Source organism: Rathayibacter sp. AY1F2, assembly GCF_002930885.1.
In the GTDB taxonomy this organism is placed as follows: domain Bacteria; phylum Actinomycetota; class Actinomycetes; order Actinomycetales; family Microbacteriaceae; genus Rathayibacter.
The window spans coordinates 1-21,932 of the sequence record NZ_PSVG01000029.1; the positions used below are offsets into that span (position 1 = coordinate 1).

Here is a 21,932-nt window from a genome sequence, read left to right on the forward strand (position 1 = left end):
CACTCCCTCCTCCGTCACGACCGGTCGTCCGGCCGCCGTGCGCTCAGCAGACGCGGGCCGGGTAGGCCACCGTCTGCGCGAGGGTCTCGGAGCCCGCCGCCCCTGCTCCACGACCTCGACGGAGTGGACGTCGACGTCGACATCACCCCTCCGGCGCAGCCCGGCTCCCTCTCGCTCTCCGTCGCCGCCGACGCCGTCGACCTCGCCGAGTCGGGCTCCACCGCCCTCCAGCGCCGGTTCACGGGCGGGCTCCCCACGGTCACCGTCACCGACTCGCGCGTCGGCGCGCAGAACGACTGGTACGTCCTCGCCTCGGCGAGCGCCCTCACCGGCGCGAGCGCCTCGATCGGAGCCGACCACCTCGGCTGGACCCCGCGCCTGATCACCGGCACCGGCGCCGTCGCGGGCGATCCGGTGGCCTCCTCCCTCGAGGGCGGCGCGGGTTTGCGCGACGCGCTGCTGCTCGGAGCCGCCGGCGGGGCCGGCACCTGGAGCGCCGACGCCGAGCTGCGGCTGCTGGCCGAGCCGGACGTCGAGGCCGGCTCCTACCGCTCGACGATCACGCTGTCGCTGTTCGCCTAGGCGCGGACCAGCGCAACGGCCGGGGACCGCGCCCCGCGGTCACTCCTGAGCGACCGCGACCGCCACGACGAGCGCGGAGTGGACCGTCGGCTCCGAGACGGCGAAGTAGCGGCTCGAGCCCTCGATCCAGGCCTCGGTCGCACCCTCCCTGGTGCGGAAGCGGACGGGCTCGTCGCTCGAGGTCCCACGCCCGTCGGCCTTCGCGACCGCCTGCGAGCGCAGATCGGCGAGCACCTGCTCCGCCGTCGTCGCCCCGGAGGCCACGCGGTCGCGGACGGTGCGGGCGCGCACCGCGTCGATCCCGATGTCGCGTCCGGTCGCCAGCGCCGCGACCACCGCGCCGTCGCAGTGCGCGATGCTGATCCGCATCCGCTCCAGCGCCGCGTGCTCGCCGCGGAGCACCGGGCGGCCGTGCGGTCCGGAGCAGCGCTCGCAGCGCGCGTCCACGGCGACCTCGAGGGGATCGATCCCGAGCGTCTCGGCGGCAAGCTCGCGCACGAGGACCCGGCCGAGGAGGAAGCCGTCCCGGACCTCGCGCCGACTCGTCGCCTCGTAGCGCAGGCGCTCGGCGAGGGTGAGCAGGCGCAGCATCCGGTGGCGGGCGGAGTCGAGGACCTCGGGCCGCGCCCAGCGCAGCTGCACGTCGTCGGTGGCGAGGAGGGGGAGTCCGGTCATGCCCCGGACGCTACGCACGCCAGGCGACATCGGCGTGACGGGAGGGTGGCCGGAGGGAGACGGGCCGCTGTTGACTGGGAGGCGTGCAGACCTTCCTCCCCTACCCCGACTTCCACCGCAGCGTCCGCGCCCTCGACGGCAAGCGGCTCGGCAAGCAGCGCGTCGAGACGCTGCAGGTCATGCGGGCGCTGACCGTCCCGGGGTACGGCTGGCAGAACCACCCCGTCACGCGGATGTGGCGGGGCTACCGGCCGGCGCTGATGACCTACCAGCGCGAGACCTGCGCGGAGTGGACGGAGCGCGGCTTCGCCGACACGTGCCTCGTGAAGACCGAGGAGGCCCTCGCCGCCGCCCCGGAGGATCTCGCCGCCTACCTGACCGGCGACTACCCGCTCCCGCCGTGGTTCGGCGACGAGCGGCTGCACCTCTCGCACCGCTCGAAGCTCGTGGCCAAGGACGAGGACCACTACGGCCCGCTGTTCCCCGGCACGCCGCCGGGGCTCGACTACCTCTGGCCCGTCGGCGCCTGAGCTCAGGCCGCGGGCGGGCGGAGGAACGGGATCGCGATGCGCGGACGGAACACCTCGCGCTGGTTCGCCTTCACCAGTCCACAGATGATCAGCACGAAGTGCACCAGCCAGAGCACGGCGAACAGCGTGATCGGGATGCCGATCGGGTAGAAGCCCTTCGCGAGCGGGGTGTCGGAGGCGGCGAAGAGCAGCACGACGTGCGCGCCGAGCGTCACGACCCCGATCAGGATCACCGTCAGACCCCAGTTCGCCGCGTTCCGCGCGTTCTCGGCGGCGAGCCCGCCCTTCCTCCGGGCGGAGGGGTACACGGACGCCATGACGATGCCGCCCACGATCAGGCTGAGGAACGGGATCCCGATGAACGCGAGGAAGCCGAGAGCGTACGAGAGGGCGCCCGTGGGCGGTGCGGGGACGGCCTGCGGGGGCGCGACCGGAGCGGCCTCCGGGGTCGTCGCGTCGGCCGGTCCGGGGTCGGAGGAGGGGCTCGCCATGCCGACAGCCTAGGGAACACCGTCCCCCGGGTCGCGGTCAGGGTCTTTTCAGGCCTCTGGCCGGGCCTTCGTCTTCGGGGGCTCTCGGGTTAGTCTGTCGAGGTTGACCTGCCGCACGGAGCGTGCAGGGCGTCGGCCGCGGTCGTCGCAGCATCCGGGGGGATTCGCGAAGGAGAAGGTTTGGCGTCCGACAGAAGGACCACCGGTGGTGTGGTCAAGGCGATCGTGGGCTTCCTGGGCATGAGCGTCGTGGCCGGAGTCCTCGTGACCGCCACCGTCACCCCGGCTGTGGCGCTCGCCGGAGTCGCCGCGAACCAGTCGATCGGCGTCTTCGACGGCCTGCCCGACTACCTCGAGGTCGACAAGCTCTCCGAGAAGAGCAACATCTACGCGACCGGCTCCGACGGCCCGCAGCTGCTCGCCTCCTTCTACGTCGAGAACCGCGTCGAGGTGCCGCTCGACCGCATCGCCCAGGCCGCCAAGGACGCCGCCGTCTCGGGTGAGGACCCCCGCTTCTACGACCACGGCGGAGTCGACCTCCCCGGCACCCTCCGCGCCGTCGCGCAGACCTATGTGCTCGGCAACGACGTGCAGGGCGGATCCTCGATCACCCAGCAGTACGTGAAGAACGTCCTCGTCGAGAAGGCCGTCCGCAACATCTCGGACGACGCCGAGCGCGCGGCCGCGATCGACGAGGCCACCCGGACCTCCCCCGAGCGGAAGCTCCGCGAGATGAAGCTCGCCATCGGCCTCGAGAAGCAGTACACGAAGGATCAGATCCTCCAGGGCTACCTCAACATCGCGTTCTTCGGAGGCACCACCTACGGCCTCGAGACCGCCGCGAACTACTACTACGCGACCTCGGCCGCTGACCTCTCGATCGCCCAGGCCGCGAGCCTCATCGCGATCGTCAACAACCCGGCCGTCCTGCGGATCGACCAGCCCGACAACCCGGACAACGGCGCCTCGAACGGCTACGCCCGCAACAAGGACCGCCGCGACTACATCATCGGCAAGATGCTCGAGGAGGGGAAGATCTCGCAGGAGGACCACGACGCCGCCGTCGCCGCTCCGATCGAGCCCCGCATCACCCAGCCCAGCACCGGCTGCTCGACCGCGGGCAACGCGGGCTTCTTCTGCGACTACGTCACCAACGTCCTGAAGAACAACGAGATCTTCGGCGCCGACGAGGACACCCGCTGGACCAACTTCCGCCGCGGCGGCCTCGACGTCTACACGACGCTCGACGTCGGCCTGCAGGACGCGGCCGTCGCCGCCGTCGACGCGCAGGTCCCGCAGACCTGGAACTTCGACGTCGGAGCCGTCTCCGTCAGCGTCGAGGTCGGATCCGGGCGCGTGCTCGCGATGACGCAGAACAAGAAGTACTCGCAGGATCCGGACGTCCTCACGACCGACCCGTCCTACAGCGCCGTGAACTACAGCACCGATCGGGCCAACGGCGGATCCTCCGGGATCCAGCCGGGCTCGACCTACAAGCTCTTCACGCTGGTGGAGTGGCTGAAGGAGGGCCACAGCATCAACGAGTCGGTCGACGGGACGCGCAAGTCCACCTGGGGCACCTTCACGGACTCCTGCGTCTCCGGCGGCACCGACACGAGCAACGAGACGAGCGCGAAGAACGACGAGGGCGGAACCGGCGAGGTCGGCACCCCGGTGTCCTTCACGAAGACCTCCCTGAACACCGGCTTCGTCGGCATGGCCCGTGAGCTCGACCTGTGCGGCATCCGCGACACCGCGGTCGACATGGGCGTGAAGCAGGGCAGCGGCGAGGAGCTCGAGCACAACCCGTCGTCGGTGCTCGGCACGAACTACGTCTCGCCCCTCTCGATGGCCGGCGCCTTCGCCACCATCGCCTCCGGCGGCACGACCTGCGACCCCGTCGCGATCGACCGCATCACCGACTCCGCCGGAGCCGACCAGCCGGTGCCCCCGGCGAACTGCCGCCAGTCGATCGACCGCAACGTCGCCGCCACCGCGGCCGTCGCGCTGCAGGCGACCTTCACCGGCGGCGGGACGGCCGTCGCCTCCCGCACCGGCGACGGCGTTCCGCTGATCGGCAAGACCGGCACCACCGACGACGCGAAGGCCACCTGGATGACCGGAGCGAGCACCCGCGTCGCGACCGCCGTCGGCGTGTTCAACGTGAAGGGCGACGCGAACCTGCGCCTCGGCCGCTACTCCTTCGACTCCGGATCCGCCGCCACCGCGCGCCACCGCATCTGGCCGGTCGTCATGCGCGCCGCCGACGCGACCTACGGCGGGACGGACTTCCCGGAGGCCGACGGCTCGCTGCAGGTCGTCCCGAAGGTCGACATCCCGGATGTCGTCGGGCTCTCCTCCGCCGACGCCGAGGCCAAGCTCGAGGCGGCCGGCTTCGGCGTCGTGCAGGGCGGCACGGAGGCGAGCGACGCCGCGGTCGGGACGGTCACCCGCGCCGACCCGTCGGGCTCGGCCCCGCGCGGCACCGCGATCACCGTGTTCACCAGCTCCGGCAACCAGAAGACCGTGCCGAACGTGACGGGCCAGGATCTGGAGGCCGCGAAGAACGCCTTCGGCGCAGCCGGCTTCACGAAGATCACGCTCGCCTGCGCCGAGAACCCGAAGGCGCCCGACGCCGGTCAGGTCACCGGGCAGGAGCCGGCCGGCGGCTCCCCCGTCGCTCCGGACGCCACGCTGAAGGTGACGATCACCGCGAAGAAGTGCCCCTGACCGGCGCCTGACGGCTCGCGAGAACGCGTCCGGCCCGCGAGGATCCTCGGATCCCGCGGGCCGGACGCGTTCCTGTCGGACGACGGCGTCGGAGCCGGCGCTACTGCCCGCGCCCCCGGATCGCGCCGACGATCGCGACGGTCGCGAAGTAGACGATGAGGGCCAGCACGCCGAACGAGGCGAGCGCCCCGCTGGCCTCGGCCCAGGGCCGTCGCTCGTCCGTCATGGTGCCGGGCATGACGATGTCGAGGGCGAACATGCCCACCGCCAGGGCGAAGCAGACGAGGCTCAGCACGAGCAGCGCCCGGACCGCCTTGCCCACGGGGTCGTAGTAGCGCGGGTTCGACATCGTGCCTCCGGTTCTCGTGCTCTCGTGTCTATCCCGCCCGGACCGCTGTGGCAAGCCGTGGGGACGCGAAGACCCCCGCCCCTCCCCCTCCGCGGGCGCCGCTCGCGACGACGGGCGGTGCCGTCGTCACGAGCGGTGTCTCGCGGAAGGAGGAGGGACGGGGGTCGGAGCGGGACCGGCTACGCGGCCAGCGGGAGGGCGGCGGCCGAGGTCACCAGCAGCTCGCCGGCGACGGCGTCGACGCGGACCGCGCCTCCGTCGGAGACCTCGCCGCTGACGAACAGGTCGGCGATCCGGTCGTCGATGGAGCGCTGGACGAGCCGGCGCAGGGGCCGGGCGCCGTACTGCGGCTCGTAGCCGTTCTCGGCGAGCCAGTCGACGGCCGCCTCCGTCACCTCGAGCGTCACCTCGCGGGGAGCGAGGCGGGAGCGCGTGGTGTCGAGGACGATGCCGACGATCTCCCGCAGCTGCTCGCGGCCGAGGCGGCGGAACAGGACGATCTCGTCGATCCGGTTGAGGAACTCGGGGCGCATCGCCTCGCGGAGACGGCCCATGACGCGATCGCGCAGGTCCTTCTCCGAGGCGAAGCCCTCGGCCGACGCGTCGCTCTGAGCGACGAAGCCGAGCGCACCCGACCGCGAGGCCAGGAACTCCGAGCCGAGGTTCGAGGTCATGATGATCACCGTGTTGCGGAAGTCGACCGTCCGCCCCTGGCCGTCGGTCAGACGCCCGTCGTCGAGCACCTGCAGCAGCAGGTTGAACACGTCGGGGTGCGCCTTCTCGATCTCGTCGAAGAGGACCACCGAGTACGGGTTCCGGCGCACGCGCTCGGTCAGCTGACCGGCCTCGTCGTAGCCGACGTACCCGGGAGGGGCGCCGACCAGCCGCGAGACCGTGTGACGCTCGCCGAACTCGCTCATGTCGAAGCGGATGACCGACTGCTCATCGGCGAAGAGGGAGCCCGCGAGGGTGCGCGCCAGCTCCGTCTTGCCGACACCGGTCGGACCGAGGAAGAGGAACGAGCCGACCGGGCGCGAGGAGTCGCCGAGGCCTGTGCGGCTGCGGCGGACGGCCCGGGCGACCGCGGTGACCGCGTCGTCCTGGCCGATGACCCGCTGGTGCAGCTCGGTCTCGAGGTGGGCGAGGCGCTCGCGCTCCCCCTCCGTGAGCCGCGACACCGGGATGCCGGTGGCGCGGGCGATGACGGCCGCGATCTCGGTCTCGCCGACGACCGCCTCCGCGGGGGCACTGCCGGTGGCCGCGTCGAGCTCCGCCTGCACGGCGCTGATCTCGTCGCGGACGCGGGACGCCTCCTCGTAGTGCTCGGCCGAGACGGCCGCGTTCTTGTCGGCCTCCAGGGTCGCCAGACGCTCGAGCAGAGCTCCGGTGTCGACGCCGGCTCCGAGGCGGAGGCGGAGGCGCGCGCCGGCCTGGTCGATCAGGTCGATCGCCTTGTCGGGCAGCACGCGGTCGGTGAGGTACCGGGCCGAGAGCTCGACGGAGGCGCGCAGGGCCTCGTCCGTGAAGCGCACGCGGTGGTGCTCCTCGTAGGCGGGGCGCAGGCCGTGCAGGATGGCGACCGCGTCCTCGATGCCGGGCTCGCCGACGCGGACCGGCTGGAAGCGCCGCTCCAGTGCCGGGTCCTTCTCGATGGTGCGGTACTCCTTGAGCGTGGTGGCGCCGACGAGGTGCAGCTCGCCTCGGGCCAGACGCGGCTTGAGGATGTTGCCCGCGTCCATGCCGCCCTCGCCGCCGCCGCCCGCACCGACGACGGTGTGGACCTCGTCGATGAAGACGATCAGCTCGCCGGAGTGGGCCGCGATCTCGTCCATGGTGCCGGTGAGGCGCTCCTCGAAGTCGCCGCGGTAGCGGGTGCCGGCCAGCATGCCGGGGAGGTCGAGCGAGATCACGCGCTTGCCGCGCAGCTGCTCGGGGACCTCCTCCGCCACGATCGCGCGGGCCAGGCCCTCGACGATCGCGGTCTTGCCGACGCCGGCCTCGCCGACGAGCACCGGGTTGTTCTTGGTGCGGCGGCTGAGGATCTCGACGGTCTGCTCGATCTCGTCGGCGCGCCCGATGACCGGGTCGAGCCGGCCCTCGCGGGCGAGAGCGGTGAGGTCGGTGCCGAACTTGTCGAGCAGCGGAGTGTCGGAGGCGGGCTGTCCCGCCTCCTGCTGCTGCGGGGCCTCGGTCTCGCGCATGCCCTGGGTGAGAGCCTCGGCGGTGACGCCGGCGCGGGCGAGGACCTGCCCGGCGGGGGCGTCCTGGCCGAGCACGAGCGCGAAGAAGAGGTGCTCGGGCTCGATGTAGGTCGAACCGCTGGAGCGGGCGACCTGGTAGGCGTGGAACAGCGCGCGCTGCGCGCTGGGGGTGATGGTGGCCGCGTTCTGCGAGGCGTGGGCCTCGTCGGCCTGCGGGAGGCGCGCCTCCGCGGCGGTGGCGATGGCGGCGGGGTCGACGCCGATGCGGCGCACGGCCTGCGAGACGGTCTCGTCGTCGATGAGCACGCGGAGCACGTGCAGGGCATCGAGCTCGGTCTGACCGCGCTCGAGGGCGAAGCGTCCTGCGGACTGCAGGATGTCGCGGGCACGGGCGGTGAGGAATCGGCTGAGGTCGATCGACCGCGCCGCGCGGGCGCGCTCACCGTCGAGGTAGCGGGCGAGGAAGTCGTCGAACGAGCTCGCTCCGGCCTCGCTGTAGTTGTCGGGCACCTGTCCTCCTGAGGAAGTTGAGTCGGTTACGCTCAAGTTCAACGCAGGGGTGCCGTTCCTATTCCCGCCCCTCCCCCGCGAGATGCCGCTTCGGTCCGCGACGGGCGTACGACCGGCGTCTCGCGGGGACGGGAAGAGGCACGGACTCCGGGGAGTCCGTGCCTCTCTGCGCCGACGCGCATTTCCTCCGGGGTGGGAGCTCTAGGGGACGAGGTAGCCCGCCGCGCGGAACAGCTCGTACCACTCCGGCCGCGTGAGCGGCAGATCGGAGCCGAGGGCCGCATCGCGCACGCGCTGCTCGTTCGTCGTGCCGAGCACGACCTGCATGCCCGCCGGGTGGCGGGTGATCCAGGCGGTGGCCACGGCGATCGCCGGGACCCCGTACGTCGCTGCGAGCCGGTCGATGACGGCGTTCAGCTCGGGGTAGGCCGGGTTGTCGAGGAAGACGCCGGTGAAGAACCCCGCCTGGAAGGGCGACCAGGCCTGGACGGTGATGTCGTTCAGGCGGCAGTAGTCGAGGATGCCGGCGTCGCGCATGACGGACTGGTCCTCGCCGACCATGTTGGAGGCGACGCCCTGCGCGATCAGCGGCGCATGGGTGATCGAGAGCTGCAGCTGGTTCGCCACGATCGGCTGGTTCAGCGACTTCTTCAGCAGCTCGATCTGGTACGGCGTCTGGTTCGAGACGCCGAAGTGCTTCACCTTGCCGGACGCGTGCAGCTCGTCGAATGCGCGGGCCACCTCATCGGGCTCGACGAGCGCGTCGGGCCGGTGCAGGAGCAGCACGTCGACGTAGTCGGTGCGCAGCGCCTTCAGCGAGCCCTCGACCGAGGCGATCAGGTGCTCGTACGAGAAGTCGAAGTAGGGGCCGTCCGGGACGATGCCCGCTTTGGTCTGCAGGACGACCTGCTCGCGCTCCGACGGGGTCAGCGCCATCGCCTCGGCGAAGCGCTCCTCGCAGCGGTGCAGCTCGCCGCCGTACACGTCGGCATGGTCGAAGAAGTCGATGCCGGAGTCGCGGGCGGCGCCGACGAGGCCGCGGATCGCCTCGTCGCTCATCTCGGGGATGCGCATGAGGCCGAGGACGACGTTCGGGGAGTCGACACCGGAGGTGCCGAGGGGGACGTGCTTCACAGGGAGTGCTCCTTCGCTGGATACCTCGTCCACGGTAGGCGCCCCGCCTGGGCGCCGTCCAACAGGGGGTGCTGGTGCGATTCATCCGGCGGAGTGGTGAATCGGCGGAGGGCGTCGAGGATGCCGGACGAAGGTGGCGCCGCGACCCCGATTCCGCGGCAGGGAGGGAGTCCTTCGTCGTTCGTCCTGAGTTCTGAACGGCTTGTCCGCGCATCGCGACGGTGGAAGGCTGCCGCCATGACGATCGAGGTGCGCGCAGCCACCGTCTTCGACGACCTGGCGACGATGGTCGGCCCGAAGCGCCCCGACGCGAGCGTGTGCTGGTGCCTGAGCTACCGGCTCCGCTCCTCCGTCGAGAACCGGGCTCTCGCCGGTCCCGCTCGCGGCGCCCGGGTGCGGGAGCTCGTCGCGGAGGATCCTCCGCCCGGCGTCCTCGCGTACGACGGCGACGAGGTGGTCGGCTGGGCGGCGGTGCACCCCCGGGCCGACACGAGCTACTCGACGAACCGGCGCATCCCGCACGTGGACGCCCTCGACGTGTGGAGCGTGTGGTGCCTGCGCGTGCGGCCCGGCTTCCGCGGGCGCGGGATCTCGCATCCGCTGCTCGAGGGCGCCGTCGAGTTCGCCCGAGCCCACGGGGCACCGGCGACCGAGGGCTACCCGGTCGACAACGCCGGTGCGGAGGTCGACCGGACGATGGCGTACGTCGGCACGCGCTCGCTGTTCGAGCGCGCCGGCTTCGAGAAGGCCGCGGACACGACCTCGGTGCTCGACGGCTTCCCCCGGGTGCTGATGCGCCTGGCCCTCTGAGGCGCGCACGACGGCCGCTCCGGCCCCGCTCCGCGAGACACCGACGTGCCGCGCGAGGCGCCGCTGACAGGACGGCGCCTCGGCGACAGGGCGGCGCCTCGCCGGGTGCGGTGACCCGGCGCCCGCCCGCCGCCCGGAGATGAGGAACGGCCCCTCACCCGCGAGGGGAGGGGCCGTTCGCCGTGGAGGCCTGGACGTGGTGTCGACGCCTAGAAGTCCCAGTCCTCGTCCTCGGTGTTCACGGCCTTGCCGATCACGTAGGAGGAGCCGGAGCCCGAGAAGAAGTCGTGGTTCTCGTCCGCGTTGGGCGAGAGGGCCGACAGGATCGCGGGGTTCACATCGGTGACCTGCTTGGGGAACATCGGCTCGTAGCCGAGGTTCATCAGCGCCTTGTTGGCGTTGTAGTGCAGGAACTTCTTGACGTCCTCGGTCAGGCCGAGCTGGTCGTAGAGGTCCTGCGTGTACTGCGCCTCGTTGTCGTAGAGCTCGTAGAGCAGCGAGAACGTGTAGTCCTTGATCTCGTCGCGCTTGGCCTGGTCGACCCGCTCGAGTCCCTTCTGGAACTTGTAGCCGATGTAGTAGCCGTGCACGGCCTCGTCGCGGATGATCAGGCGCACGAGGTCGGCCGTGTTGGTGAGCTTGGCACGCGAGGACCAGTACATCGGCAGGTAGAAGCCCGAGTAGAAGAGGAAGGACTCCAGCAGCGTGGAGGCGACCTTCCGCTTCAGCGGGTCGTCGCCGCGGTAGTAGTCCATCACGATGGACGCCTTCTTCTGCAGGTTCGGGTTCTCCATCGACCAGCGGAAGGCCTCGTCGATGTCCTGGGTGTTCGACAGGGTCGAGAACACCGAGGAGTACGACTTGGCGTGGACCGACTCCATGAACGCGATGTTCGTGTAGACGGCCTCCTCGTGAGGCGTGATCGCGTCCGGGATGAGCGAGACGGCGCCGACGGTGCCCTGCACGGTGTCGAGCAGGGTGAGCCCGGTGAACACGCGCATGGTGAGCTGCTGCTCCTGGTGCGTGAGCGTGTTCCACGACTGGATGTCGTTCGACAGCGGGACCTTCTCGGGCAGCCAGAAGTTGCTCGTGAGGCGGTTCCACACCTCGACGTCCTTGTCGTCCTGGATCCGGTTCCAGTTGATCGCCTGGACGGAGTCGACGAGCTTGAGCTTCTCGGGGGGAGTCATGATTCCTTCTCGCTGCTGCGGATGGGTCGTGCGGAGGGGGGTGGGGCTGCGTGCTCTAGAGCATGCACGAGACGCACTGGTCGAGCTCGGTGCCCTCGAGCGCCAGCTGACGGATGCGGATGTAGTAGATCGTCTTGATGCCCTTGCGCCAGGCGTAGATCTGAGCGCGGTTGACGTCGCGGGTGGTCGCCGTGTCCTTGAAGAAGAGCGTGAGCGAGAGGCCCTGGTCGACGTGCTGCGTGGCGGCGGCGTAGGTGTCGATGATCTTCTCGTAGCCGATCTCGTACGCGTCCTGGTAGTACTCCAGGTTGTCGTTCGTCATGAACGGCGCCGGGTAGTAGACGCGGCCGAGCTTGCCCTCCTTGCGGATCTCGATCTTCGACGCGATCGGGTGGATCGAGGACGTCGAGTTGTTGATGTACGAGATCGAGCCGGTCGGCGGGACGGCCTGCAGGTTCTGGTTGTAGATGCCGTGCTCCATGACCGAGGCCTTGAGCGCACGCCAGTCGTCCTGGGTGGGGACCGCGATGCCCGAGTCGGCGAAGAGGCGGGAGACGCGCTCGGTGGCCGGCGTCCACTCCTTCTCCGTGTAGGTGTCGAAGAACTCACCCGAGGCGTACTTCGAGTCGGCGAAGCCCTCGAAGGTGGTGCCGCGCTCGATGGAGAGGTTGTTGGAGGCGCGCAGGGCGTGGAACAGCACCGAGTAGAAGTAGATGTTGGTGAAGTCGATGCCCTCCTCGGATCCGTAGTGGATCCGCTCGCGGGCGAGGTAGCCGTGCAGGTTCATCTGGCCGAGGCCGATGGCGTGCGACTTGTCGTTGCCGTCCTCGATCGAGCGGACCGAGGTGATGTGCGACTGGTCGGACACCGAGGTGAGGCCGCGGATAGCGGTCTCGATGGTGCGGCCGAAGTCGGGCGAGTCCATCGTCAGCGCGATGTTCAGCGAGCCGAGGTTGCAGGAGATGTCCTTGCCGATCTGCGCATAGGAGAGGTCCTCGTTGTAGGTCGTCGGAGTGTTGACCTGGAGGATCTCGGAGCAGAGGTTGGACATGTTGATGCGGCCCTTGATCGGGTTCGCCTGGTTCACCGTGTCCTCGAACACGATGTAGGGGTAGCCCGACTCGAACTGGATCTCGGCGATGGTCTGGAAGAACTCGCGCGCCGAGATCTTGGTCTTCTTGATGCGCGGGTCGTCGACCATCTCGCGGTACTTCTCCGAGAGGGAGATGTCGCCGAAGGGGATGCCGTAGACGCGCTCGACGTCGTAGGGCGAGAAGAGGTACATGTCCTCGTTGTTCTTCGCGAGCTCGAACGTGATGTCGGGCACGACGACGCCGAGGGAGAGCGTCTTGATGCGGATCTTCTCGTCGGCGTTCTCGCGCTTGGTGTCGAGGAAGCGGAGGATGTCGGGGTGGTGCGCCGAGAGGTACACCGCTCCCGCGCCCTGGCGCGCGCCGAGCTGGTTGGCGTAGCTGAAGCTGTCCTCGAGGAGCTTCATCACGGGGATGATGCCCGAGGACTGGTTCTCGATCTGCTTGATCGGGGCGCCGGCCTCGCGGATGTTCGAGAGCGAGAGGGCGACGCCGCCGCCGCGCTTGGAGAGCTGGAGCGCGGAGTTGATGCCGCGGGCGATCGACTCCATGTTGTCCTCGATGCGCAGCAGGAAGCAGGAGACGAGCTCGCCGCGCTGGGCCTTGCCTGTGTTGAGGAAGGTCGGGGTCGCGGGCTGGAAGCGGCCGGCGACGATCTCCTCGACGAGGGCGGTCGCGAGCGTCTCGTCGCCCTGGGCGAGGCCGAGGGCGGTCATCACGACGCGGTCCTCGAAGCGCTCGAGGTAGCGCTTCCCGTCGAACGTCTTGAGCGTGTACGAGGTGTAGTACTTGAACGCGCCGAGGAAGGTCGCGAAGCGGAACTTCTTCGAGTACGCCAGGTCGTTGAGCTGCTGGATGAACTCGAACGAGTACTGGTCGAGCACGGCCTGCTCGTAGTACTCCTTCTCGACCAGGTAGTCGAGGCGCTCCTTGAGCGTGTGGAAGAACACCGTGTTCTGGTTGACGTGCTGCAGGAAGAACTCGCGAGCGGCCTCGCGGTCCTTGTCGAACTGGATCTCTCCGTTCGGGCCGTAGAGGTTCAGCATCGCGTTGAGCGAGTGGTAGTCCATCTGTGCGGCGTCGCGGGGAGCGTCGATCACTGCTGCGTCCAAAACGTGTCCAATCCTTCGTCGACGGCGCGGACGTCGTCGGGTGTTCCGAATACTTCGAATCGATAGAGGTGCGGCACCTCGCACTTGCGGGCGATGATGTCGCCGGCGAGGCAGTACGCCTCGCCGAAGTTCGTGTTGCCGGCGCCGATGACGCCGCGGATCAGGGAGCGGTTGCACGGATCGTTGAGGAACCGGATGACCTGCTTGGGGACCGCTCCTCCGCCGTTGCCGCCGCCGTAGGTGGGGAGGACGAGCACGTACGGCTCGTGGACGTGGAGCGTGTCGAGGGCGGCTCCGTCGCGACGGGCGTGGAGCGGGATGCGCTGCGCCGGCCGTCCGAGCTTCTCGATGAACCGGTGCGTGTTCCCCGAGCTGCTGGAGAAGTACACGAGCCCGCTCATCCTTCGGCCCCTCTCCCCGTCAGCTGCTGTTCTCGGTCCCGCCTCCGAGGCGGCTGCGCGGTGAGCCGCAAGGCGGAGGAGGAAGCCGCAGCGGCGCTACGGCGCCCGCCGACGACGCTGCGGATCGCCGTCCGTGCGCCTCAGAGGGTCGCGATCTTGTCGGGGCGGAAGCCGGACCAGTGGTCGTCGTCCGTGATGACGACCGGCGCCTGGAGGTAGCCGAGGGCCTTGACGGCCTCGAGGGCCTTCTCGTCCACGGAGAGGTCGAACACCTCGTAGTCGATGCCCTTGCTGTCGAGGGCGCGGTACGTCGCGGTGCACTGGACGCAGGAGGGCTTGGTGTAGACCGTCACAGCCATGGGTGTCGCCTTTCGGAGGGGGTGTCCCGGTGCCGCTCCCCGACCGGCGGCTCTCGATGCGGGCGGGGTCGGAGGGTGGTCCGGGTGAGTTCTGGGTGCCGGTGGGGCTCTCGCTCCGACCTGCTCAGCAATACTACATATAGGGGGCGGGCCGGTGTCAGCCCACTAGACGTAGTAGTTACAGCCGTGTAGTTATCCACCGGTTCCTCCCCGTTCATCCACAGGCCGGAGCCCGTGGAACCGCGGAAGGACGCGGATCCGGACGAACCATCCACAGGTGTGGACAGAAGGATCCCGTTCACTGTGTACAACGCGCCACGGCGTGTCGGCATGCCCGACCGGTGGGGTCCGCGCGGCGGCTCGACCACAAGATGTGGTGGTCGGATCGCATCGCGGGGCATGCCCGGACGGTACGCCCGACCACCGACACCGCGAACGGTCAGAGGAGTTGCGCGGCCCACTCCCGGGCGACGGCGCGCAGGTGCGGGAACGGGTCCGCGAGGGCCGCGGACGAGGAGCCCGCCGCCTCCGTCAGCGACACCGCCGCGGTGAAGCCGGGAGTCGGCGCCGCGATCGCCCCGGCGACGAGGAGCGTCCGCGCCCCGGCCGCCTCGGCGAGCGCGAGGACGTGCACCGGGACCTTGCCGGCGGCGGACTGCGCGTCGAAGCGCCCCTCCCCCGTGATGACGACGTCCGCGCCCGCGAGGAGCGCCGGGAGCCCGATCGCCCGTCCGACGGCGTCGGCGCCGGAGGTCGGGCGCGCGCCCCAGGCGAGCAGCCCGAAGCCCGTCCCGCCCGCCGCCCCGGAGCCCGGCGCATCGGGATCCGCGTCCAGGTGCGCAGCGAGACGGCGGAGGCCGCTCTCGAGGAGGAGGACGTCCTCGGGGCCGGCCCCCTTCTGCGGTCCGAAGACGCGGGCCGCCCCGGAGTCGCCGAGCAGCGGGGTCGCGACGTCGCTGAGCACGACCGCGCCTCCGGGCGGCAGAGGACGCAGCGCGCGGAGGTCGGCGGCGGCGAGCGCGGGCAGCGCACCGCCTCCCTCGCCGAGGTCGCGGCCGGAGGCGGTGGAGAAGCGTGCGCCGAGCTCGCGGAGCGCTCCGACTCCGCCGTCGGTCGAGGCGCTGCCGCCGATCGCCAGCAGCAGGGCGTGCGCCCCCGCGTCGAGGGCGGCGGCGATCGCGCGGCCGAAGCCGCGCGTGTGCGCGGTGAGCGGTCGGAGCGGGTCGAGCAGCGTGATGCCGCTCGTGGAGGCGAGCTCGACGACGGCTGTCCCGTCGGGGAGCAGCAGCCCCCAGGCGCGGACCGGCCGGGAGTCCGGGCCGGGCACGACGACCGGCAGCCGCTGCGACCCCGGGACCGCGAGCGCGAAGGCCTCGACCGTGCCCTCTCCCCCGTCGGCCATCGGCGCGAGGACGATCTCGTCCCCCGCGCGCGCAGCGCTCCAGCCCTCGGCGATCGCCCGCGCGACCTCGACCGCGCTCGCCGACCCCTTGAAGGAGTCGGGCGCGACGACGACCCTCAGCCTGCCCACGCGCTCAGTGTGGCACCGCGCCCGGCGCGGCCTCGAACGGTCGCCCGTCCGCGACCTTGGTCGCGTCGCTCCCGTCGCGCGTCCACTCGTGGTGAGCGGCGTGTGCCGAACGAGCGGAGTCGCGGCCTCCTGCGATGGACGCCTGGAGCCGCGCCAACGGGCGCGGAGAGGGCCGCAGCCGCATCGCGTTGCCACTCAGAGCGGGGTCGCGAGCCGGTAGCCGCGCTTGATCACCGTCGCCACGAGCCGCGGTTCGGGGAGGGCCTGACGGAGGCGGCTGATAGCGACGTCGACCGCGTGGTCGTCGAGAGCCTCCGGCGCGGAGGCCGCGAGGACGTGACGCGCGACGGTCGCGCCCTCGGCGGCGACGAGAGTCCGGAACAGCGCGAGCGCGACCGGGGTCAGCGCCACCCGGGTCCCGGCCAGGACGGCGTGCCGGCCTCGGAGCTCGAGAGTGCCGAAGGCCGTCTCGATGCGGGGCGACGCCTGCTCGAGGTGCTCGCAGGTCAGGCGGATGAGCGCACCCATCCGGAACCGGTCCGGCACGACCGGGAGAATCCCTGCCTCGACCAGGGGTGCTGCGGTCACGGGGCCGACGGCGGCGGCGACCACCGTCTCGCGGAAGGCCGCCTGGAGGTCGTCGAGGCGGCCCGCGGCCTCCGCGACCGTGAAGAGCGCCTCCACCGCCGGCGCGCTGGTGAAGGTGACGGCGTCGATGCCCCCTCCGCAGACCGCGTCGATCAGCCGCAGCACCCGGGCGGAGTCCTCGTGCACGCTCCAGCGGTAGGGCGCGGCCGTGAGCACCCGGGCGCCGGCGTCGCGGAGACGCTGCAGCTGAGCCGGGTCGGTGAATCCGTGCAGCTGCACCGCGATCGTGCGGCCGGCGACGCCCTCGCGCAGGGCCAGGTCGACGAGGGAGGTGGTCGTCTCGCGCTCGCTCATCCCGTGGTCGTCGAGACCCGCCGCACGGATCGCTCCGCGCGCCTTGGGTCCTCGGACGAGGATCCGCGCGGAGGACAGCGCGTCGGCCAGCTCGATCCCCGCGGCGTCCGCGGCCTCGAGCCAGCGCCGCAGGCCGTAGGAGGTGGTGGCGAGGAGCACGTCGGGACGGGCGGCGACGATGGCGCGGGTCTCCTCCTCGAGCGCGCCCTCGGTGTCGACGCCGCGCATGCGGATGGTGGGGGCGTGCGTGACGGCGGCACCGCGGCGCTCGAACGCGGCGATCAGGTCCTCGGAGCGGCGGTCGGAGGTGACCCCGATGCGGAAGCCGTCCAGCTGGTCGGGTCGGAACCCCACGGCGGCGTCGGGATCGGTGCCGGTCATGCTCGGCCCTCTCGGGGTCTCACGCGGTCAGTGCATCGACCGCTCGGGCGATGCTCTCGGGGTCCCCCGCATCATGGCACGCGGCCTGCCGGACCACCTCGCCGATGACGATCACGGCGGGCGAGCGCGGTGCCAGCTCGGCGAGCAGGCCGAGCACTCCGCCGACCGACGAGACCGTCGTGCGCTGGTCGCGCGACCAGCCCCGCTCGACGATCGCGAGGGGCGTGTCGGCGCGCATCCCCGCGCGCTGCAGCCCGGCGACGAGGTGCGGGAGGGTGTTCACGCCCATCAGCACCACGATCGTCCCGCCCAGCCCGGCCAGATGGCCGAGCTCCTGCTCGCTGAACGGCGCATGGCCCGAGACCACGGTGAAGGCCCTGCTGACCTCGCGATGGGTGACCGGGATCCCGGCGGCGGCGGGCACTGAGATCGCGCTGGTCACTCCGGGGACGACCGTGGAGCCGACGCCGGCCAGCCGGCACGCGCGCACCTCCTCCGACCCGCGGCCGAACACGAACGGATCGCCGCCCTTCAGGCGCACGACGTCCAGACCCGCGAGGGCCCGCTCGATCATCAGCCGCTCGATCTCGTGCTGCGGCACCGCGTGATGACCCGGCGTCTTGCCGACGTCGATCAGCTCGGCGCCGGGCGCCCACTCGGCCAGGCCCTCGTGCGGACCGAGCCGGTCGTAGAGCACCACGTCCGCGTCGCGGAGGGCGCGGCGGGCGGCGAGGGTCATCAGATCCGGATCGCCGGGGCCGCCGCCGACGATGCTGACGTGCCCGACCGGCCGGGTCGGCGCGGGGGCCTCGTCGACGATCCAGGGGCAGAGCTCGGCCGCCGCTGCTCGGAGCGGCGCCGGCCCCTCCACCCACACGATCAGGGCCGGGGGCGCCGGGGTGAGCGCGTCCTCCGCCTCGTGCCGCTCGACGAGTGCGCCGGCGGCTCGGTAGCGGGCGAGCACGCGGCGGGTCCCGGAGGCGGTGCCGATCACGAGCACACGGCGTCCGGCGAGGTCGAGGGAGAGCTGCATCACGAGTCCGATCCGATCCCGGCCGGACCGACGGGGATCCTCGGCCCCGCGACCAGCACGGGTCCGTCCGGTCTCTCGTCCCGGCCGGCGGGCCGGACCTGCCCGCGCTCGCGCACGGTCGCGACGCGCGGATCCGCGGTGTCCGGGGCGTTCACGAAGGAGCGGAAGCGGCGGAGCCGGTCGGGATCGGCGAGGGTCGCCGCCCACTCGTCGACGTAGGTGTCGACGTGCGTGGCCATGGCGGCCTCCAGCTCGGCGGCGATGCCGAGCGAGTCCTCGCAGACCACCTCGCGCACGTGCTCGAGTCCGCCGGGGAGCTCCTCCTGCCAGCGGGCGGTGCGCTGGAGCCGCTCGGCCGTGCGCACGTAGTACATGACGTAGCGGTCGATGTAGCGCACCAGGGTCTCGTCGTCGAGGTCCTGCGCGAGCAGCTGGGCGTGCGCCGGCTGGTAGCCGCCGTTGCCGCCGACGTAGAGGTTCCAGCCGAGGTCGCTCGCGATGACGCCGATGTCCTTCCCCCGCGCCTCGGCGCACTCGCGGGCGCAGCCGCTGACCCCGAGCTTGAACTTGTGCGGCGAGCGGAGACCCCGGTACCGCTCCTCGAGGAAGACCGCCATCCCGACCGCGTCCTGGACTCCGAAGCGGCACCAGGTCGATCCGACGCACGACTTGACCGTGCGCAGCGACTTGCCGTACGCCTGACCCGACTCGAAGCCGGCGTCGACGAGGAGGCGCCAGATCTCGGGCAGCTGCTCGAGGCGGGCGCCGAACATGTCGATCCGCTGCCCGCCGGTGATCTTCGTGTAGAGGCCGTACTGCTCGGCGACCTCGGCGATCACCTTGAGCTTCGCCGGCGTGATCTCGCCCCCGGGGATCCGCGGGACGACGGAGTAGGTGCCGTCCTTCTGCATGTTGGCCAGGGCGCGGTCGTTGGTGTCCTGCAGCGGCGCCTGGCCGCCGTCGAGGATGTAGGCGTTCGTCTGGGTGGCGAGGACGGAGGCGATCACCGGCTTGCAGACGTCGCAGCCCAGCCCGGAGCCGAAGCGCTCCATCACCTGCTCGGCCGAGTGCAGCCCGAGGATGCGGACCGACTCGAACAGCTCGCTGCGGCTGAGCGCCACGTGCTCGCAGAGGGCGCGGGAGACCTCGACGCCCGCACGGATCAGCTCCGTGTCGAGCAGCTTCTTCACCAGGGGCACGCACGATCCGCACTGGGTGCCCGCGCGGGTGCAGGCCTTGAGCGGCCCCAGCTCGGTGCACCCCTCGCCGATCGCGTGGCGGACCTCGCCGACCGAGACGTTGTTGCACGAGCAGACCTGGGCGTCGTCCGGAAGGTCGCCCGAGGGCGCCTCCGCCCCCGCCGCCGCGAGGTAGGCGCCGGGCTCGGCCGGCAGCTCGCGCCCCAGCAGCGGGCGGAGGGAGGAGTAGGGGCCCGCGTCGCCGACGAACATCCCGCCGAGCAGCGTGCGCGCATCGTCCGAGACGACGACCTTCTGGTAGAGACCGCGGGCCGGATCGGCGTAGACGACCTCGAGCGCTCCCTCCGTGGTGCCGAGGGCGTCGCCGAAGCTGGCGACCTCCACGCCCGAGAGCTTGAGCTTGGTGGCGTCGTCGACCCCCGGGAAGGTCGCGTCGCCGCCGAGGATCCGGTCGGCGACCACCTCCGCCATCGCGTTGGCGGGTGCGACGAGCCCGACCGTGCGGCCGGCGATCGCGGCGACCTCGCCGATGGCCCAGACTCCCGCCCTGCTGGTGCGGCAGGCCTCGTCGACGGCCACGCCTCCGCGCGGTGCGACCTCGATCCCGACCGCTCGGGCGAGCTCGTCGCGCGCCGTGATCCCGATGGAGAAGACCACGAGATCGGCGCTGATGCTGCTGCCGTCGGTCAGCGCGACGCCGAGCACGGTCCCCGTCGGCGAGGTGAGGATCGCGGTGGGCCGGTTGCCGAGGTGCAGCGCGATCCCCTGCGCCGAGATGATGCGGCCGAGGGCCTGCCCGGCGCCCTCGTCGAGCTGCGCGCTCATCAGCCAGCGGCCGGAGTGGACGAGGGCGGTGCGCGCACCGAGCCGGTGCGCGCCTCCCGCCGCCTCGAGGCCGAGCAGACCGCCGCCGACCACGACCACGATCGCGGGGCGTCCGCGCCGGGCGCGGAACGCGGCGAGCTCGGCGACGAGCCCGTCCACGTCCTCGAGCGTGCGGTAGACGCGGCCGTGCTCGGCGCCCTCGATCGGCGGGACCGTGGCGGAGGAGCCCGTCGCCAGGACGATCTCGTCGCCCTCGAGGGAGCGGCCGTCCGCGAGCTCGACGCGCAGGCGGTCGGGATCGATCGCGACGACACGGGAGGAGGTGATCAGCCGCGCCGACTCCCACAGAGCGCCGTCGCCCAGAGTCAGGTCGTGCTCGCCGTCGAGGCGCTTCGAGAGTGCGACGCGGTCGTAGGGACGGTGCACCTCCTCGCCGAGGACGGTGATCTCCAGCGCCTGGTCGCCGGCCCGGGCGACGAGCGCGTCGACCAGGCGGTGCGCGGCGGGTCCCGCTCCGACGACGAGCACGCGTCGGGGCCGGGCGGCGGGGTTCGCTCCAGGAGTCATGACGTCCACCGTAGGGACGGCCCGTTTCCCCGCCGTTGCCCCTGTGTAACAGCGTGTGACGCGCGCCTCTCGGCGAGCGCCGCAGGCCGTGAGGGCTTCGTTACGCCCGTGACACCGGAGGCGTGCTCGCACGAAACGCGCGATCCCTACCGTTGCCTCATCGCGTCCGACCGGATGCGGTGGCCCACCCGCAGGAAGAAGGCGCAGCGATGACCCTCCTCGATCGGCTCGCCCCCGCGACCGCCACCACCTGGGTGCCGGTCTGCGCCGTCGGCGACCTCGAGCCGCTCTGGGGCGAGGCCGCCCTGGTCGGCGGTGTGCAGCTCGCCCTGTTCCTCCTGCCCGACGGGCGGGTGCGGGCCGTCTCGAACCTCGACCCCGCGACCGGCGCCGCCGTGCTCTCACGCGGCATCGTCGGCTCGCGTCTGGTCGACGGGGTGCAGCGGCCCACGATCGCCTCCCCCCTGCACAAGGACGTCTTCGACCTCGAGACCGGCGCCTGCTTCACACGAGCGGAGCTGCACCTCGCCACCTGGCAGGTGCGCGAGAGCGACGGCACGATCGAGGTCGCCCAGCGGACCGCTCTGGTCGCCGCGTCCCACGGGACCTCCGACGACGACGGGAGGCGTGCCGTCGCCGCGCTGGTCGAGGCGGTCCGCCGGGCCAACCCGGCGCTGGACGTGCTCGACTCCTTCGTCGACGTGCAGCAGCCCGACGTCCCCGCGACCCTGGGTTCTCTCGAGCCGGGCCGGCCGGCGGTGGTCGTGCCGCTGCTGCTCTCGGCCGGCTACCACGTGCACGTCGACCTCGCCGAGGCCGCGGCGGAGGCGGAGCGGCCGGTGCGGGTCTCGGGCGCGCTCGGACCCGATCCCCGCCTGGCGCGCGTGCTCGCCCGCCGGCTCCACGAGGCAGGGCTCGACGACGGCGACCGCGTCGTGCTCGCCGCTGCCGGCTCGAGCGACGCCGGTGCCGTCGCGGACTGCTGGACCACCGGCCGCCTCCTCGCCGCCGAGCTCGGCCGCGAGGTGAGCACCTCGTTCATCTCGGCCGCCGAGCCGCGGATCGCGGAGGCGGTCGCCGCCGAGCGCGCCGCCCACCCCGGCGCGCGCGTCGTGGTCGCCACCTACCTGCTCGCGCCCGGCTACTTCGCCGGCCTGGCCGCCTCCGCGGGGGCCGACCTCGCCTCCGCTCCCCTCCTCACCGCCGTCGATCCGCCCGCCCGCGAGCTGGTCGACATCGTCTCGGAGCTGTTCGGGCGCAACGCCTGACGCCTCCTCCCCGCACCACCA

The 21,932-nt window shown here is 71.7% G+C and carries 18 protein-coding genes; 5 read left to right on the forward strand and 13 right to left on the reverse strand.

The features are described 5' to 3' along the window. Positions 1-123: 123 nt before the first annotated feature. A complete protein-coding gene (locus tag C5C54_RS16095) occupies positions 124-582 on the forward strand; it encodes a hypothetical protein (protein WP_104288795.1) in 459 nt (152 codons plus the stop codon). A 39-nt stretch (positions 583-621) separates the two neighbouring features. On the opposite strand, the gene C5C54_RS16100 is transcribed toward C5C54_RS16095, so the two are convergent. Next, positions 622-1,257, reverse strand: coding sequence for a 4'-phosphopantetheinyl transferase superfamily protein (locus C5C54_RS16100; RefSeq protein ID WP_104288796.1), 636 nt, complete (start codon positions 1,255-1,257; stop codon positions 622-624). Positions 1,258-1,340: 83 nt separating this feature from the next. On the opposite strand from C5C54_RS16100, the gene C5C54_RS16105 reads away from it, so the two are divergent. After that, entirely contained in the window at positions 1,341-1,787 is a 447-nt protein-coding gene (locus C5C54_RS16105; protein ID WP_104224363.1) for an MSMEG_6728 family protein, read from the forward strand. Between the two features lie 2 nt (positions 1,788-1,789). Here the strand turns inward: C5C54_RS16105 and C5C54_RS16110 are convergent, their stop codons facing one another. Continuing rightward, positions 1,790-2,278 (reverse strand): DUF4870 domain-containing protein, encoded by a 489-nt coding sequence (locus tag C5C54_RS16110; RefSeq protein WP_104247716.1) that lies wholly within the window; start codon positions 2,276-2,278, stop codon positions 1,790-1,792. Positions 2,279-2,458: 180 nt separating this feature from the next. On the opposite strand from C5C54_RS16110, the gene C5C54_RS16115 reads away from it, so the two are divergent. After that, entirely contained in the window at positions 2,459-5,008 is a 2,550-nt protein-coding gene (locus C5C54_RS16115) for a transglycosylase domain-containing protein (protein ID WP_258063362.1), read from the forward strand. A 100-nt stretch (positions 5,009-5,108) separates the two neighbouring features. On the opposite strand, the gene C5C54_RS16120 is transcribed toward C5C54_RS16115, so the two are convergent. The 3 genes from C5C54_RS16120 to C5C54_RS16130 form a co-directional block, all read right to left on the reverse strand. Then, positions 5,109-5,357, reverse strand: a complete 249-nt coding sequence (locus C5C54_RS16120) for a hypothetical protein (protein ID WP_104224361.1) — start codon at positions 5,355-5,357, stop codon at positions 5,109-5,111. A 179-nt stretch (positions 5,358-5,536) separates the two neighbouring features. Continuing rightward, complete coding sequence (locus tag C5C54_RS16125; RefSeq protein WP_104288797.1) at positions 5,537-8,068, reverse strand: ATP-dependent Clp protease ATP-binding subunit; 2,532 nt, start codon at positions 8,066-8,068, stop codon at positions 5,537-5,539. A 201-nt stretch (positions 8,069-8,269) separates the two neighbouring features. Then, on the reverse strand, positions 8,270-9,202 hold the full coding sequence (locus C5C54_RS16130; protein WP_258059515.1) for an aldo/keto reductase family oxidoreductase: 933 nt from the start codon (positions 9,200-9,202) through the stop codon (positions 8,270-8,272). Between the two features lie 237 nt (positions 9,203-9,439). Between C5C54_RS16130 and C5C54_RS16135 the strand changes: the two genes are divergently transcribed. Beyond that, complete coding sequence (locus C5C54_RS16135) at positions 9,440-10,012, forward strand: GNAT family N-acetyltransferase (protein WP_104288798.1); 573 nt, start codon at positions 9,440-9,442, stop codon at positions 10,010-10,012. A 209-nt stretch (positions 10,013-10,221) separates the two neighbouring features. Here the strand turns inward: C5C54_RS16135 and nrdF are convergent, their stop codons facing one another. From nrdF to nirB, 8 genes are all read right to left on the reverse strand, one after another. Further along, positions 10,222-11,202, reverse strand: coding sequence for a class 1b ribonucleoside-diphosphate reductase subunit beta (gene nrdF / locus C5C54_RS16140; RefSeq protein WP_104224358.1), 981 nt, complete (start codon positions 11,200-11,202; stop codon positions 10,222-10,224). Positions 11,203-11,257: 55 nt separating this feature from the next. Then, on the reverse strand, positions 11,258-13,363 hold the full coding sequence (gene nrdE, locus C5C54_RS16145; RefSeq protein ID WP_104267670.1) for a class 1b ribonucleoside-diphosphate reductase subunit alpha: 2,106 nt from the start codon (positions 13,361-13,363) through the stop codon (positions 11,258-11,260). 26 nt (positions 13,364-13,389) lie between these two features. After that, positions 13,390-13,806 (reverse strand): class Ib ribonucleoside-diphosphate reductase assembly flavoprotein NrdI, encoded by a 417-nt coding sequence (nrdI, locus tag C5C54_RS16150; protein WP_104224357.1) that lies wholly within the window; start codon positions 13,804-13,806, stop codon positions 13,390-13,392. Between the two features lie 140 nt (positions 13,807-13,946). Continuing rightward, entirely contained in the window at positions 13,947-14,165 is a 219-nt protein-coding gene (nrdH, locus tag C5C54_RS16155; RefSeq protein WP_068255139.1) for a glutaredoxin-like protein NrdH, read from the reverse strand. 439 nt (positions 14,166-14,604) lie between these two features. Further along, positions 14,605-15,687, reverse strand: a complete 1,083-nt coding sequence (locus C5C54_RS16160) for a glycerate kinase (RefSeq protein WP_219812220.1) — start codon at positions 15,685-15,687, stop codon at positions 14,605-14,607. 204 nt (positions 15,688-15,891) lie between these two features. Continuing rightward, on the reverse strand, positions 15,892-17,019 hold the full coding sequence (locus C5C54_RS16165) for a uroporphyrinogen-III synthase (RefSeq protein WP_104288800.1): 1,128 nt from the start codon (positions 17,017-17,019) through the stop codon (positions 15,892-15,894). Positions 17,020-17,038: 19 nt separating this feature from the next. Further along, positions 17,039-18,052 carry a uroporphyrinogen-III C-methyltransferase gene (gene cobA, locus C5C54_RS16170; RefSeq protein WP_104227191.1) on the reverse strand — a complete coding sequence of 338 codons (1,014 nt, stop codon included), beginning with the start codon at positions 18,050-18,052 and terminating at the stop codon, positions 17,039-17,041. Beyond that, the gene (gene nirB / locus C5C54_RS16175) at positions 18,052-20,643 is read right to left on the reverse strand and encodes a nitrite reductase large subunit NirB (protein ID WP_104288804.1); all 2,592 of its coding nucleotides are present in this window, start codon (positions 20,641-20,643) and stop codon (positions 18,052-18,054) included. The genes cobA and nirB overlap by 1 nt, the downstream gene beginning before the upstream one ends. A gap of 209 nt (positions 20,644-20,852) precedes the next feature. Here nirB and nirD point away from each other — a divergent pair, with 209 nt between their 5' ends. Then, positions 20,853-21,911, forward strand: coding sequence for a nitrite reductase small subunit NirD (gene nirD / locus C5C54_RS18480; protein ID WP_104224353.1), 1,059 nt, complete (start codon positions 20,853-20,855; stop codon positions 21,909-21,911). The last annotated feature ends 21 nt before the right edge of the window (positions 21,912-21,932 follow it).